This window comes from Nitrospira sp. CR1.1, from assembly GCA_014055465.1.
Taxonomy (GTDB): domain Bacteria; phylum Nitrospirota; class Nitrospiria; order Nitrospirales; family Nitrospiraceae; genus Nitrospira_A.
Genome location: WIAF01000002.1, coordinates 482,047 through 496,194 on the forward strand (window position 1 = coordinate 482,047; position 14,148 = coordinate 496,194).

The 14,148-nt window shown below is 59.4% G+C and carries 15 protein-coding genes; 3 read left to right on the forward strand and 12 right to left on the reverse strand.

Annotation, left to right across the window (positions count from 1 at the left end):
* Positions 1–37 precede the first annotated feature (37 nt).
* Complete coding sequence (locus tag GDA65_06820; protein ID MBA5862403.1) at positions 38–3,217, forward strand: MMPL family transporter; 3,180 nt, start codon at positions 38–40, stop codon at positions 3,215–3,217.
* A gap of 154 nt (positions 3,218–3,371) precedes the next feature.
* On the opposite strand, the gene GDA65_06825 is transcribed toward GDA65_06820, so the two are convergent.
* Complete coding sequence (locus GDA65_06825; protein MBA5862404.1) at positions 3,372–3,860, reverse strand: hypothetical protein; 489 nt, start codon at positions 3,858–3,860, stop codon at positions 3,372–3,374.
* The gene (locus tag GDA65_06830; GenBank protein ID MBA5862405.1) at positions 3,778–4,221 is read right to left on the reverse strand and encodes an S-adenosylmethionine decarboxylase; all 444 of its coding nucleotides are present in this window, start codon (positions 4,219–4,221) and stop codon (positions 3,778–3,780) included. Before GDA65_06830 ends, GDA65_06825 begins: the two co-directional genes overlap by 83 nt.
* Before the next feature lie 146 nt (positions 4,222–4,367).
* On the opposite strand from GDA65_06830, the gene GDA65_06835 reads away from it, so the two are divergent.
* On the forward strand, positions 4,368–4,553 hold the full coding sequence (locus GDA65_06835; GenBank protein MBA5862406.1) for a hypothetical protein: 186 nt from the start codon (positions 4,368–4,370) through the stop codon (positions 4,551–4,553).
* Between the two features lie 180 nt (positions 4,554–4,733).
* Here GDA65_06835 and GDA65_06840 read toward each other — a convergent pair whose 3' ends face one another.
* The 10 genes from GDA65_06840 to GDA65_06885 all read right to left on the reverse strand — a co-directional run bounded on the left by GDA65_06840 (position 4,734) and on the right by GDA65_06885 (position 12,769).
* A complete protein-coding gene (locus tag GDA65_06840) occupies positions 4,734–5,444 on the reverse strand; it encodes a hypothetical protein (protein MBA5862407.1) in 711 nt (236 codons plus the stop codon).
* A 42-nt stretch (positions 5,445–5,486) separates the two neighbouring features.
* Positions 5,487–6,200, reverse strand: a complete 714-nt coding sequence (locus tag GDA65_06845) for a site-2 protease family protein (protein ID MBA5862408.1) — start codon at positions 6,198–6,200, stop codon at positions 5,487–5,489.
* On the reverse strand, positions 6,197–7,204 hold the full coding sequence (locus tag GDA65_06850; GenBank protein MBA5862409.1) for a DUF2167 domain-containing protein: 1,008 nt from the start codon (positions 7,202–7,204) through the stop codon (positions 6,197–6,199). Before GDA65_06850 ends, GDA65_06845 begins: the two co-directional genes overlap by 4 nt.
* A gap of 145 nt (positions 7,205–7,349) precedes the next feature.
* Complete coding sequence (locus GDA65_06855) at positions 7,350–8,462, reverse strand: DUF2914 domain-containing protein (protein MBA5862410.1); 1,113 nt, start codon at positions 8,460–8,462, stop codon at positions 7,350–7,352.
* Positions 8,463–8,566: 104 nt separating this feature from the next.
* Positions 8,567–9,013 (reverse strand): hypothetical protein, encoded by a 447-nt coding sequence (locus GDA65_06860; GenBank protein ID MBA5862411.1) that lies wholly within the window; start codon positions 9,011–9,013, stop codon positions 8,567–8,569.
* A gap of 73 nt (positions 9,014–9,086) precedes the next feature.
* On the reverse strand, positions 9,087–10,148 hold the full coding sequence (locus GDA65_06865) for a hypothetical protein (protein MBA5862412.1): 1,062 nt from the start codon (positions 10,146–10,148) through the stop codon (positions 9,087–9,089).
* A gap of 45 nt (positions 10,149–10,193) precedes the next feature.
* A complete protein-coding gene (locus GDA65_06870; protein MBA5862413.1) occupies positions 10,194–10,844 on the reverse strand; it encodes a hypothetical protein in 651 nt (216 codons plus the stop codon).
* Positions 10,845–10,997: 153 nt separating this feature from the next.
* Complete coding sequence (locus tag GDA65_06875) at positions 10,998–11,627, reverse strand: hypothetical protein (GenBank protein MBA5862414.1); 630 nt, start codon at positions 11,625–11,627, stop codon at positions 10,998–11,000.
* Positions 11,628–11,944: 317 nt separating this feature from the next.
* On the reverse strand, positions 11,945–12,325 hold the full coding sequence (locus GDA65_06880; protein ID MBA5862415.1) for a hypothetical protein: 381 nt from the start codon (positions 12,323–12,325) through the stop codon (positions 11,945–11,947).
* A 27-nt stretch (positions 12,326–12,352) separates the two neighbouring features.
* Positions 12,353–12,769, reverse strand: coding sequence for a hypothetical protein (locus tag GDA65_06885; protein MBA5862416.1), 417 nt, complete (start codon positions 12,767–12,769; stop codon positions 12,353–12,355).
* A 472-nt stretch (positions 12,770–13,241) separates the two neighbouring features.
* Between GDA65_06885 and GDA65_06890 the strand changes: the two genes are divergently transcribed.
* Positions 13,242–14,132 (forward strand): geranyl transferase, encoded by an 891-nt coding sequence (locus GDA65_06890; protein ID MBA5862417.1) that lies wholly within the window; start codon positions 13,242–13,244, stop codon positions 14,130–14,132.
* Positions 14,133–14,148 lie beyond the last annotated feature (16 nt).

The window sequence follows — 14,148 nt, forward strand, 5'->3', positions numbered from 1 at the left end:
GTGTCACCTCTCACCTTTCACCTTTCACGCTTCCATTATGTGGCTGACACTCCTCGCGCTCCGCAATCGCATCGGCATCCTGATGTTGTCCCTGGCAATGGTGATTCTGGGGGCTACTTCGCTGGAACGCCTTCCGGTCGATCTCTTTCCTAACATTCAAGTTCCTGTCGCGTTCGTCGGCGTCATTTACAAGGGCGCGCCTCCGCTCGACATCGAACAGAGCGTCGTCTACCCCATCGAGAAGGCCGTCAGTTCCGCCTCCAACGTCGAACATGTGGAGTCCTTTGCCAAGCAGGGCATCGGTGCGGTGCAGATCTGGTTCAATTGGGGGGCGGATATCAACGTCGGCCAAATGGAAGTGATGCAGCGCATCACCCAGATTTTGAACAGCCTCCCGCCCGGCATTCTGCAGCCCTTCATCGTCAAATTCGACGTCTCCAACATCCCGGTCGCCTTCGTGACGGCCTCCGGCGGCGACCTTGACGAACGCGCGCTCTACGACCTGGCCTACAACACCGTCGCCCCGCAAATTGAACAAATCGCCAACGTCGCAGCTGCCACGGTGGAAGGCGGGAAGATCAGACAGATCAACATCAATCTGGACCCGGCTTTATTGCAGGCGCGCGGCCTCTCGATCCTCGATGTCGTCAAGGCCGTGAAGGCGTCCAACCTGATCCTGCCTTCGGGCGACATCAAGGCCGGGAACCTCGATTACAACGTATTCACCAACACGCAGTTCAAAACCGTGGAACCGATCAACGACGTCGTCGTGAAGATCGACGCGCGGGGCAATCCCGTGCGCGTGCGGGATGTCGGCGTCCTCTCCGACTCATCGGACATTCAAACCAACGTCGTCCGCACGGACGGCAAACGGTCCGTCTATCTGCGCGTCAACAAGCAGCCGATCGCCAATACCGTGGAAGTCGTCGATGCGTTGCGCAAAGCGATTCCCAAAATGATCGGCATCCCGCCCGGCGTGCAGTTGGGGATCTCCTTCGATCAATCGATTTACATCCGGCAATCGATCAAGAACCTCATCGAGCAGGCGCTCCACGGATCGTTGCTCGCGGCGGCGGTCATCCTCCTGTTCCTGAGAAACCTCACCAGCACGTTGATCATCTCAGTCGCCATCCCGCTCTCGATTCTCGTGACGTTCATCGTGCTGTATTTCACCAACCAGACGCTGAACGTGTTTACGATGGGCGGCCTGGCGCTGGGCATCGGACGTCTGGTGGACGATTCGATCGTCGAACTCGAGAACATTCAACGCCATCTGAATGTCGACCGGAACCGCTGGGACGCCATCGTCAACGCCGCGCGCGAGGTCGCCATGCCGATCTTCGCCTCAACGGTCACCACCGTCGTCGTGTTCCTGCCGATGTTTTTTATCGTGGGCATCGCGCGGCTCCTGCTTATTCCGCTGACTCTCACGATCGCCATTGCCCTCTTCACCTCATTCTTCGTCTCGCGGACCGTGACCCCGGCGCTCTGTTATCGCTTCTTGAAGTCGGAGCAGGAGGCGCACCGTTCCCTGCCCGCCTGGTTCGTGCGCATCATGCAGTGGAGCCAGCGCCGCTACGAAGCCCTCGACGAAGGGTACGAACGCAGCCTGCGTTGGATATTGGCCCATCGCCGCACGTTATTGGTCGCCGTGGTCGCGCTGTTTGTCAGTTCTCTTGCATTACTACCTTTTATTGGAACCGAATTTCTGCCGGTGTCGGATGAAAGCCAGTTCCGCATCGTTTTGCGGGCGCCCGTGGGCCAGCGGGTGGAGAAAACCGTCGAGCAAGTCGCCGAGGTCGAACGGGTGCTGCGTGAAAAGATTCCGCCGGACGAACTGGAAGCGATCGCCTCCAGCACCGGCGTGCTCGCGCAGGGCCGATCCTCATTGTTTAATCCCAACACGGGACCGCATACCTCAGTCATTTCCGTCTATCTGGCCTCTCCCGATAAACGCCGGCGCAACCAGGTTGAAATCATGAACGCCGTCCGGCCGTCAGTGGTCAAACTCTTTCCCGGCGTGGCGATGTTTTTCGATCCCGGCGGCCTGGTCAAACGCGTGACGAGCTTCGGGTCGCAAAAATCCATCGACGTGGAAATTTACGGGTACGATTTCGAGAAGGCCCGCACCGTCATCCAACAGACGCAGGAGATCATGCACAAGATCCCCGGCATGGCGGACATAGAAGTCAGCCGGGAGGAGAACTACCCTGAAGTCAACGTGGTCGTGGATCGAGAAAAGGCCGCGCTCCTGGGTATCAGCGAAACGGACGTGGCCAATGCCGTGCTGTTTTCCCTGAACGGCAACGGCCAGACTGACCCGATTATCTACACCGACCCGCAAAACGGGAACGAGTACTACATCAGCGCCTGGCTCGCGGAGGAGCACCGCAAGGACCTGACAGCCATTGAGCATGTGCTGCTCACGACCAAAAACGGCGAGCCGGTCTTGCTCAAGAACCTTGCCACCCTCAAGCTGAATGCCGGCCCTGTAAAAATCGAGCGCAAATATTTCCAGCGGGTCGTCCACATCACAGCCAACCCCGTCGGTCGTGATCTCGGCGCGATTGCCCAGGACCTGGAAGCGGCCTTCGCCCAGCTGCAATTGCCAACGGGCTTCAGCATCCGGCTCGCCGGCCAAATCCAGCAACAGCGCGAGACCTTCGAGGGCCTCATGTATGCCAGCGCCCTGGCCTTGATCCTGGTGTACATGGTGATGGCCGCACAGTTTAAGTCGCTCATCGATCCCTTCATCATCATGTTTTCGGTCCCGATGGGAATTCCCGGCGTGATCGTGATCCTGTACCTCACCAACACTACCATCTCCACCTCATCATTGATGGGCATCATCATGATGCTGGGTATCGTCGTGTCGAACGGCGTCCTGCTAGTGGACTACACCAACGTCTTGCGACGCCGGGGGCTCGACCTTTCCACCGCTGTCGTCACGGCCTCTCGCACCAGACTGCGGCCGATTCTCATGACTTCTCTCGCCACGGTCGTGGGCCTGATCCCGATGGCCCTCGGCTTGGGGACCGGTAGTGAAACCAATGCGCCGCTCGCGCGGGCCGTAGTCGGTGGCCTCACCGTCTCGACGATTCTGACGCTGTTTCTCGTCCCGACCGTCTATACGATGCTGGAAGAGCGGTTTCCACGGCGAGCCGATCAACTGGGGGAGACCCCGGCAGACGTCGAACTCGCCGGACAACAGGCTTAGCAAGCGCGTGGCCTATGTTTTGAGATTTGCAGGCTATTCAGAAATGCTGTCCAGCAAGGCCGCAGGAGGCACGGCGACTGAGGTGTATCTGAAGGGTACGTCGCAAGGAGAGGCGCGTCCGAGAACGCCGCAGGCGGCATTTCTCGACAGCCTGCTAGGGCCGGAGGCTTGGGAAGAGGGAAGCGAGCTGGAGCGCGAGGCCCATATCACCGCTGATGCGAAGGCGACCGGTCATGGCGATCATGGTGCCGCTGACCTGGCCATTCAATACACGCAGACAATCCTCACCTGACATCGCCAGCGTGACATTCGGGTCCGGATGGGTCCCTTCGGACACCTGGCAGGCCCCGTTCTGGATCTGAAGTTGATACTGTCCCCCGTCAGTTCCGTTCAAATCGAACTGGTAGACCACGTCCAGTCCTTCGGCAGCCTCAGAGTCCAGCTTGTCTGCGAGGGTAGAGAAAAACGCGCGAACGGTCTTAGGTGGTGATGGCTTCATGACTTGGAGCCCCGGCAGGAGAACAGCCCCCTGCCGGGGCCGAGATCCAGGAGGGATCGGTCTAGTACCGCAACATAGCCCGGTGGCTCGAACGACGGGCGCCGAAGAAGGCCTTGGAGAACTCTTCAACGACGGCCGGCTCATATCCCTTGCAACTGAAGATGTCGAGATAGGCGCTATTGGTATCGTTGGCGAAATGTCCGCTGATCAAGGACGTCTCGATCAACTGCACCATGCTGTAACCCGCTACCCGGCCTTCGCCGAAATTCACGATCTGGCAGGAGCCATACCGCTTCATCTCGATCAGCTCGCAGAGCTGCACAACATAGGCTTCAATTTGTTTGGCATCGCGGATGCGTTCGGGAATGCAATCGTGGAGGTCAACAGAGGTGCAAATGCCCCAGGCTTTGCCGGGTCCGACAGAGTCCGGATGGACCGCGGAGTCAGCAATCCTGGCTGAAGATGATGAGATGTCGTCTGAAGTGGCACCTTCGGCGTTGTGCATATGCGATATGACCTTTCTGTTGGGGATGGTGGGAGTAGTGAAGCATGTATTTGCACTATACTGAACGTTCGAAACACTGTAAATATTTATCTCCGAAATTTCACGCGCATTGACAAACTCGCGACCCCTTAGCGAGAATGCCGCCCATGTCTGACACACCCACACCGCAATCCAACGCCTCGACCCCGACTGCTGAACTCCCTGACCGCCTGTGCACCTGGTGCAAGGTGGCCATGACCAAACGCCTGGTGGCCGGAGGCCAGTTCATTCACTACACCTGCCCCAAATGTGTGTTTCAGCACACGACCAAGCGAACGCCCCAGGCGCAATAGCTCTTTCGACGCGCGGCGAGATCGATTCTGGCGACCTTTTTTAGTCACCCGGCGGTCGGGCCGATCAAAGAGGTCGTCCAGCAAGGCCGCAGGAAGCATGACGACTGAGGCGTACCTTCTGGGTACGTTGCAGGGAGGCGTGCAACCGAGAGCGCCGCTGGCGCCCTCTTTCATCGGCCGTCACTCGTCGTAGTACTTTTCGCGATAGATCGGACACAATCCCTTGGCGTTGATCCGCGCTGTCACGTCCTTGATCATCGCGCTTCCCCCGCAGAGATAGACCGCAAGATTCCTGACGGAGTTGATCCGCTCCTCCACCAAGGCCGTCACTCGACCATGGGCGCCTGACCACCCCGGCTCCGGCCTGGAGAGCGTCGTCACGACAATAAAGTTGGGATGAGCCAAAGCCAGCGCGGCCCATTCATCTTGCCAATAGAGATCCCGCTGGCTGCGGAGCCCCCAAAACAGCGTCACCGGCCGGTCCGGCGCGCGCTGCAATTGCGCCAGAATCATGCTCCGCATTGGCGCAATGCCGGTTCCCGTCGCCACAAACAACAGTTCCCTGTCCCCATCGTCCTTGAGGTAGAACGCGCCCGCCGGGCCCTTGAATGAGGTTCGCGATCCTTCCCGCAAACTGAACAGATACCCAGAACCGGGCCCGCCTTGAACGAGATTAAGCACCAGGAGGATTCGATCTCGCTGCTCCGGCGACGACGCAATGGAATAGGGCCTGGTCACGGGGCGGGGCTGCCCTTCCTTCGGCACTTCGAACGAGACAAACTGCCCGGCTTTGAAGGTGAGACTCGTCGGCTCCAGGAGACGCAGCTCGATCGCCCGTACGTCGTGCGTCAGATCCTGGATGCGGCTCACTTCAGCCGTGAACGTGTTCACGGCTTCCAGCCTGAGACGAAGTGACGGGAATGGAAAATCCGGTTACCCTCGCCCGGATGGCAGCAGCAAGTGCGTCTCATAACTCATGATACCAAGAAATGCGGCGAGGCCGAGGTAGTACAGGCCATAACTGATTTTGGTCGCGAGCGGCACCTCGTAGTACCGTTCTGGCAGGCCGTGGGGGCCACCACGGAAGGTGGCCATGACATGCGGAATCGCCAGGATCGCGATCAAGAGCAGCATGGGGCTCTGGTTCATGATGAACAGGCCGATCAGAATCGGCACCCCCAGCCACCAGACCTTGGGCGAGATAATGGCCGTGATCCGCCCGCCGTCCAATGGCGACAGGGGGATAAGATTGAACAGATTGATCATGAATCCCGCGTAGGCCAGAGCCAGCAACAATTGGCTTTGAGTATATTCGGCCGCGTAATAACAGGCCATGGCCGCCACGGTCCCGGCAACCGGCCCGGCGATCCCCACATAGGCCTCGGTTTCCACGTCCATCGGCTGCTCTTTGAGTTGAATCCAGGCGCCCACGAAGGGAATAAAGGTCGGAGCACCGACGTTGAGATTCCGCTGTTTGGCGGCGGCGTAATGCCCCAGTTCGTGAAACAAAATCAGCAGCACGAACCCCACCGCATACCACCAGCCGAAGATGAAACTGTATGCCACCATCGACAGCAGCATAGTGCCGCCGGTGAGCGCGATCTTGCCAAATTTGAGGCCGCTCAAGAGCAACAGGAGAAATTTCACGACGACAATCCCCCGCCGCCGCCCGGCTGCTCAGCCTGCGGTTTCCTTTTGAGATATTTCGCGGCCAATCCGCCGAGCGCAATCACCAGCAGCATCAACAGCTTCTTTCCGGCCAGCACCAAGGGAATCATGAAGGCCCAGAGTTTCGCCAACAGGCCTGACTTGACGGCTGCGCCCGCGATGAGCGCCGTCAGGCCGACCGCCGCCACCTTGTCGGTCGTACTGTTAAAGTCGGTATACCGTTTCCCTTCGACGAACTCCACATTCGCCAGCAGGAGGCTGACGTGCGGCTTCAGCATCGGCAGCTGCTCCAGCGATCCCACCATATTCATGCTGAGATATCCCTGCCGCCCTAAGGCCAGCGTGTTGTAATTGACCCCCACTGCCGATTCCTGCTCCTGCGCCGAGATCGCCCATACCACCTTGTTCGCAGCCTTGTCATAATGCGGCTTCTCTTCCCACCCGCGAATAATCAGCGGTGAAAAGCCTTGCGCCTGGCGGGTCTTGTTGTCTTCCTCCGTGCCTTCCTTGATGGAAGCCATCAACGCATCGGCATCCCAATTGGCCGCCTCATCGTCCTTCACGTAGCCTGCGTCGATATAGCGCACGACCATGAACCACTGTTCGCCTTCGCCGGTCGCCGTGATCAACCCCAGCTCGGAACCGGAGGGGAAGTTCCCCATCCGCTTCAACAGCGCTTGCGTCTCTTGCGCTCCAAGAAATTGATAGCCTTTGGGAAGTTTCAGCAACGCCTGATCGCCCAGCTTGGCCTCGGTCGGCCCCGCAATCCAGTGCAGCGCCGCCGGTTTCGGCTCATCGGCGAGGATCGACGAGACAGGAAAGCCGACAACCAAGCCCAGCAATATGAGCAACAGCCCGATGTGGCGACGAATCATACCAAGGCCTCCCTGGGCAGTGGGTGAAGATGAAGCGTAGAGTTTACAGTTTACCATCCGGCTTCGACCTGAGCATGTGTGCCGACAGGGTCGCCGCTTGCCGTTCATTCATCCGCCCCTCATCACCGCGAGGTAAAAACATCCGGCAATGTGAATCAGTCGATCGCCCGTTCGAGCCGCAGGGCCGTCACCTGTGCGTTCTTCGCGCAGGTCGGCGCCGGTGGAGTCATCCTCAATCACGCACACTCATCGATTAATACATCACCGTCGTCAATGACAGCGGCCCCACGGCCGTCTTGTCCAGCACCGTGACCGCCACCCGGCCGATGACCCGTCCGTCCTCCGCTTCCACATCGACGCGCCAATCACCCGGATCGAGTCCCTCCTTGAAGGTGTAGGCGCGATAGCCTCCCTCCCGACCACCGGAAATCTTAAGTGGAATGCGGTCGGCGGGGGTGAAGGGCTGACCGGAGTCGGGTCGGTAATACCAGTGATGATAGATGGTCGCCTTGAGCGCCACCGGCGCAAACACCGCCGTAAAACAATAGACGGGATCATCGGCCGGGATCACATTGTCCGACGCTTTCCACACTTCATACCACGATTTCTCAAAACTCAGTTCATACCGGTCGCCTGAGCGTTTCACTTCATGATACATCCCGCCGTGCTTCAAGGAGAGCGGCACCGGGGGAATCCAGTTCAGGAAATAGAAGCCGACCAAGAGCCCGATGAGCCCAAGTGCCGGCGCAGCGGCCCACATCGCCTCGCGCCTCGTTCGATCGGCATTGTTCCAATAGATCAACTGCACGACCCGCAGGACGACCAGCACCGTCACGACCGCTCCGGCCAGAAAGATCGCCGCATTCATCCAGCCGGTCATCACCGGAAAGAAGAAGGTAAAAAACGCAAAACAGACGAGGGCATAGAGACTCACCAGCAGTTGCACGTTCGATAGGCGGCTGCGGAGGAATTCATTCGCCACGAGGAACGCCACAAGAATGCAGAAAAACACGGCCGTTCCCGCGAAGGCGGCGCTTTTGGAATAGAAGATCGCATAGGCGCTGAAAAGGCCGCCCAACAGGAACTGAATGGCCATCGGTGCGTAGGGCTTTGCCTGCACCACCCATTTCATGAAGAAGGGCGCATCCGGCGGGAGATCGTCGACCGTGGCTTCCTGTGTTCCCAAGCGCCCGGTCAGGACGATCAGAAAACCCAAGAGCGTGAGATAGGCCAGCAGCAACAGGTTATCCCGTAGCCGGTCGATGCGCGTCAGCACCAGCGTGTCGTACGTCACGCCGCTGAAGAAAAATAACGGCGGCAGGTAGGGCTTGCCCAATACCGATTGGAACCGCTGCAATGAGACCATGCGCTAGATTTCAGGAGACTCAGGCGATTGTCAAACGAAGAGACGAAATTAGTAGTGGGTCAGTTGAATAACAGAGGGCAGACGTCTGCACTTTTGAGTCAACCCTATCGTGCAGCGGTGTTGAGGCCCAGTCGGGTGTCGAGGGCGTCGAAGAAATCGACGTAGAGGATCGGCCGGTGCTCGATGGGGATCGCCACGAGGTTCGGCCTGAAGGCTTCTGACGAGACATTCATGGCCCATGCCGGCGTGACGCGCGCAGAGGACTCGGTGACTGGCTCGACCTGCACCGTGAGCTGATAGCCGACGGTGCCGCCGGCAAGCGCGGCACTATGGCCGACGCCGCTCGGCTGACTTTTGAGGAGGCCTTTGGCCGGATCGACCGTCGCGAGCGCCATCGTATAATCGATCATCTGAGCCTTGACGGCGTCAAAGACGACGGGTTGGCTCAGATTGTAGACCCGCGAGCGGTAGTGCGCTTCTTCTTGTGGCGAGAGGATCGTGCAGCCGGTGAGGAGCAGCGCCATGAAGCCAACGAGTAGTGAGTGCATCATACTCTCGTTCGTCCTCCATAAAGAAACCTGTGTATCTTTGTTTTCATTTCTAAACTGAGACACTACCGAGGAATTACATAAACGGCGGGAGCGGCGCATAGACGACCGGCATCCCCAAGAGGCGTTCCAACCAACCGGCCATGTGGTCCTCCGGTAGCGGAGCACGATTGAGACGGGCCTCCAATTGAAACCCCGCGGCCGTGCCGACAATCCCGATAATGGCCGAGGCATCCTCCCCGTCAGGCATCAATTCCTGAGTCTGAAACTCGCAGAGAGTACTGTAGAGGCGGCCCTGCGGCTCGATGGTCGCCAGCACTTCCGGCAATTCACCCAGCGCGCAATGGACGGAGCAGCGGTAGACCGACCGGGCGCCCGGCTGCACGGCGGCGAAGGCCTCGAGCGCCTGTTCGGAAAATCCTGTGAGGTACGCACGCACCGAGGCCGCTTGCGGCGTGAACGTAGCAGCCAACCGGCTCGCCGGCACGAGAAACTCATAGGCGTCGAGCGAATTGTATTCAAACTGGCAGGGTCCGAAGGCATCCGGCCAGGAACAGAAAAACGGGGTCGCCGGGTCGGCGGGCGTCAGCACCAGGCTCCCCTTATCGACGGATGTTTCCACCGGCAGATCCAGCGTGGCGATCGCATCGAGAAAGATTGCCCGCCGTTCATCGATCCACTCGGTCCGCCGGGCATCCTCGCGCGTTTCCCCCGGCGTCACCACTTCCCGCGTGTGAAGACGCACCCGGATAAAGGCATGATTGTGACGAAACCCCAGCCAGAACATGGATGTCGGGTGATGAAACCGCAAGCCGGGTCTGGTGCGCCAGGGATGACTGATCGAGCAGTAGGTACCGACATCCTGAAACCGCTGATACACGGTGTGGTAGCCGCCTGCCAGCAGAAAAAAATCGCCCTGCCAGGCGTCGCGAATGTGGAGGAGCGTGACGTCTTCCGTGGCCCACTGATCGAGCTGATCAAAAGCCTGAGGAGACTCGACGGCCCAATCCTCCACATAGCAGATCACGTCTTTGGCGGGTTGGGCCGGTTTGAGGCCCAAGGCCCCCAGGCGCTCGCCGACCGCCAGGATCTCCTGAAAGGTCAGCTTGCCGGCGGTCTCCCAGCGGCGTTCACGCACAACGCTCCTCCGCGATCCCCGCGCCGCTGTCACACCTGAGCTGCCTCACTTGGTCGACTTCAGCGCGCGGCCCTCAATCTTCGTATCGGCGATAAACCGTTCGATGCCGTCCTGCAACAGACCGGACATGAGGATCTCGAGATCCTCACTGGTAAACCAGAACACCAGCTTGCTCTGTTCGCCCTGCAGATTGCGCTGCGTGCTGCTGTCGTCCGCCATGTTCCTGGCTCGAATCACCAGGCGACTCTCGCCCGTTAATTTCGTATTGAACACGCGGCTCTTGGCGTTGGCCGAAAAATCCCGAATTTCTCCGCCGATGACGATGTCTGCGCCCGAAACCTCGACGCCCGACTGCACCACGCGCGCATCCCAGCCACGGCGGTTCCAGCCCCGCCACCGCAACGCTTCGGCCAAGGCTTCGGCGATCGTGACTCCCGGCGAGCCTCCGCTGACATTAAAATTCGTGACCCCGCCGCCCAGATGAGTGCGCTGACCAATCTTGGTTTTGTCCGCGCGGTGGTCTTCAAACGGTTCAATGACGATCTTCAGCGGCTCGGGCTGGCCGCTCTGCACAAACGGTTGCTGCGGCTGCACATTGAGCGACACCATTTCTCCGGTTCCGGCACAGCCCCAGAGCAGCGCCAACCCCACCGCAATACAGACCTGACTCGCGATTCGACATCCTTGTGCAATCACACGTGCCTCCCTGTCAGTATGTGGCCTTACTAAAACGGGCCCAGTCTACCCAACTCGCAGCCGGATAACAAACAGGAAGGGCCCGGTTCAGCAGGAAAATTCGCGGCCGGCCCAATGGAGCCTTGCCGGGTCGGAATCAGAACATCGGGCGGGTCAGGGGCCAAGGAGGGGGAGGAGGCTTCGAAAGGTCTCCCGTCCGATCTCCGGGAGACGGCCCTCGCGCAAGGCCGGCGAATCCAGCGGCACAAATCGGGCGATCTTGAACCAGGCTCGTCCAGACAACACGGCGGCCAACTGAGCCTTCCGATCGTGCGTGATCGGCAAGGTGTAGCCCTCCCCCCGCTTCCATTCCCATAACGTGGGAGCCAGAGAGAGCTCTAGCCCCTGGCCGGCCAGCTGGTGAAACCGGTCAAAAAAATTCTTTTTGCACTGCTTGACCTGACCGCCCTCGATGATCATCGCAAACACCAGATGGTGGCCCCACCAACACAACGAGCGAAAGGTGAACTTCTCGTCGCCGAGAAAATGTTTCGGATAGTCCAAGTATTGGTAGGGGCAGGCCTCCAGCCGCTCGCCTTTCACAGACTGCGCCTTCGTCTGATCGAACCCGGGAGGCGCCAGCAATGTCATCCGTGCCAGATCGTCCTGCAACCCCGCCTGAAGCGCTGCCAGCAACACCTGCACTTTGAGGATGATCCGTTCCTTGGCGCGAAAGAGTTCCCCGTCCGCAACCAGCGCGAACTCAGCGGGTGTCAGGGACTGGTTTTGTGATGGGAAGACCACGGAGGCTAACAGCTCACAGAAACACAATATTGACGGGTGCGAACTCCGAATGCCCAGGCGTGTAGCGGCATAGTACCCCGCTTTCGTCGGATGCTCAAAAAGGCTGTCCCGCCGTAGCGAGGCGCACGATGCGACGAATAAGGAGCATCACGTTTGTGCGCGCCCGCGAGTCGGTGAGCGGGCAGTGTCTTTGCCGCAGGCGTCACGTTCTTACCCGCCCACCCTGAGCCTGCCGCGACAGGCTCTGTACCCCTCCGGGGTACGTTGAGGGTCCGAACGACGCGAGAACGCTGCTGGCGGACTTTTTCAGCATCCGGCTAGGATTTCTGGTGGGATTCAAACGTCGAGACCTGCATATCGAATATTCGCCGGCACTCACCGCAGCGCAATCCGACCGTGTCGCGGATCACATCCAGTTCCCTGATAGTCACGGACACGGGATGGGCGCGTAGACAGTCTTCCAGCGATTCTCTCGCCGTGGGCACAACTTTGGGACTCTCCACCTCGCCGCCAAGCGGCACGGCCGCCACCCGGCCCACGACCTGATCAGGTCTCATGAGATGCATCATGCGGCAGGAGGTGCAGGCGATCACGAGCCGTCCGTTCTCGTCAATGCGCTTCAGCGACAGACACAAGGGATGGACGGCAAAACATTGTTGCACGAAGGCGCCGCTTTGAAACCGCTGTGCCATAGCCACCGATGAAGCACCAGGAAACGGGACTTGCTACAGTTTTGCCAACGCCAGCATCATGAGGACACCAAGCGCATAGGGAATCATACAGGAATACAGCACCGCATTGAATGCTCGATCCGGGGCATTCGACTGAATGGCGCGATCCTTGTAGATAAACTCGTAGGCAAGAATCAGCAGGGTGAGGGTCAATACGAAAACCCGGCTCGTACGCGGCCAGGTGTAATGACCGCTCACAATGAAATTGGCCGTAAAGAATCCGCTGGACACGAAGAGCAGCGGCGCGAGCACATACCGAAGGCTGTGCGAAAAGAACACATGCCAGGCCGGCCTGGTCGAACGCTGCTGCGGATCCAGTAACAGGGTCATGACCCGACGGGCGCGGGTTGGCTGGACGGAGCCGAAGGGGTTTGTTTGGCCTGCTCTGCGGCGGTTTTGCAGGTTTTGCACATCCGCGGGCGCTGCTTGAGGAAGCTGATTTTCCCGCTCGCAAGGCAACTATAATGAACGAACTCGTCGCAGACTGCACAGCGCGACCATCCCCCGCGGAGCATCGTCTTATCGCGGTACAATCCCTGGTTGCACACCTTGCAGTTCCGGGGTTCGATCCCCAGCAGCATCGGCTCCCAGTCACCACCGCCATTGCGAAGAATATTCATGGGGCGGCAGTATAACGAAGGGGTCCAAGAAAAAACAAGGAGGGAAGGGGAGGAAGGAGGCGATGCACATCAACCTAGGCGCGCAGTGAAGGACTGCCAGGTGAGCTCCTTGGTAAGAGACGTAGGAATGATCGAATGCCTATGTCGCGCGTTCCACGAATAAGAGGATGCCGGTGAGGCCCGGCTTCATTGACACCCCTTCAACCCATTTGCTACTCTCCGCGCCGGTTCTACACCATTCCTGATCGGCACCCTATATACCCATGAACATTAAGGACTATCTCGAACACAACCGGCTTGCGGTGGACCGATTCCTGGATGAGGTTAGCCCTCCGGCTGCCACCCCGCCGACGACGCTCCACGAGAGCATGCGCTATAGCCTGATGGCCGGCGGCAAGCGGGTCCGCCCGATCTTGACGATCGCTGCGGCCGAAGCAGTAGGGACGACGCCGCCCGGGCTGATGGCCGTCGCCTGTTCGCTGGAGTTCATCCATACCTATTCCCTGATCCACGACGACTTGCCGTCGATGGACAACGATGACTTTCGCCGGGGCAAACCGACCAACCACAAGGTCTATGGCGAAGCGATGGCCATTTTGGCGGGTGACGCGCTGCTGACCATGGCCTTCGACTTGATCAGCCACCCCGACCTCATGAAGGGCTGCGAACCCTCGCGACAGATACGCATCATACGGGAATTGGCCTACGGCTCCGGAAACTTGGGCATGGTCGGCGGCCAGGTCTTCGACATTCAGGCCGAGAACCAGGATATCGACCTGCCCACGCTGCAGAACATTCACAAACACAAGACCGGGATGCTGATCCGGGCCGCCGTTCGCATGGGGGCCATCGCCGCAGGCGCCTCCGATCGGCAACTCGACGACCTCACCGGCTACGCTGAGGACATCGGGCTCGCATTCCAAATTGCCGACGATGTGCTGAACGTGACGGGCACCCGCGAGGAATTGGGCAAGAATCCGAACACCGATGCGGAACGCGGCAAGAAAACCTATCCAACGTTTTATGGCGTTGAAGGGGCCAAGCAACTGGCCGATGACTGCGTGACTCGCGCCAACGACCGTCTCGCCTCCTTCGGCGCCAAGGCCGATCCCCTCCGCGAGCTGGCCCGCTATATCACCGCACGAAAAAACTGACGTGAGGCGTGAAACG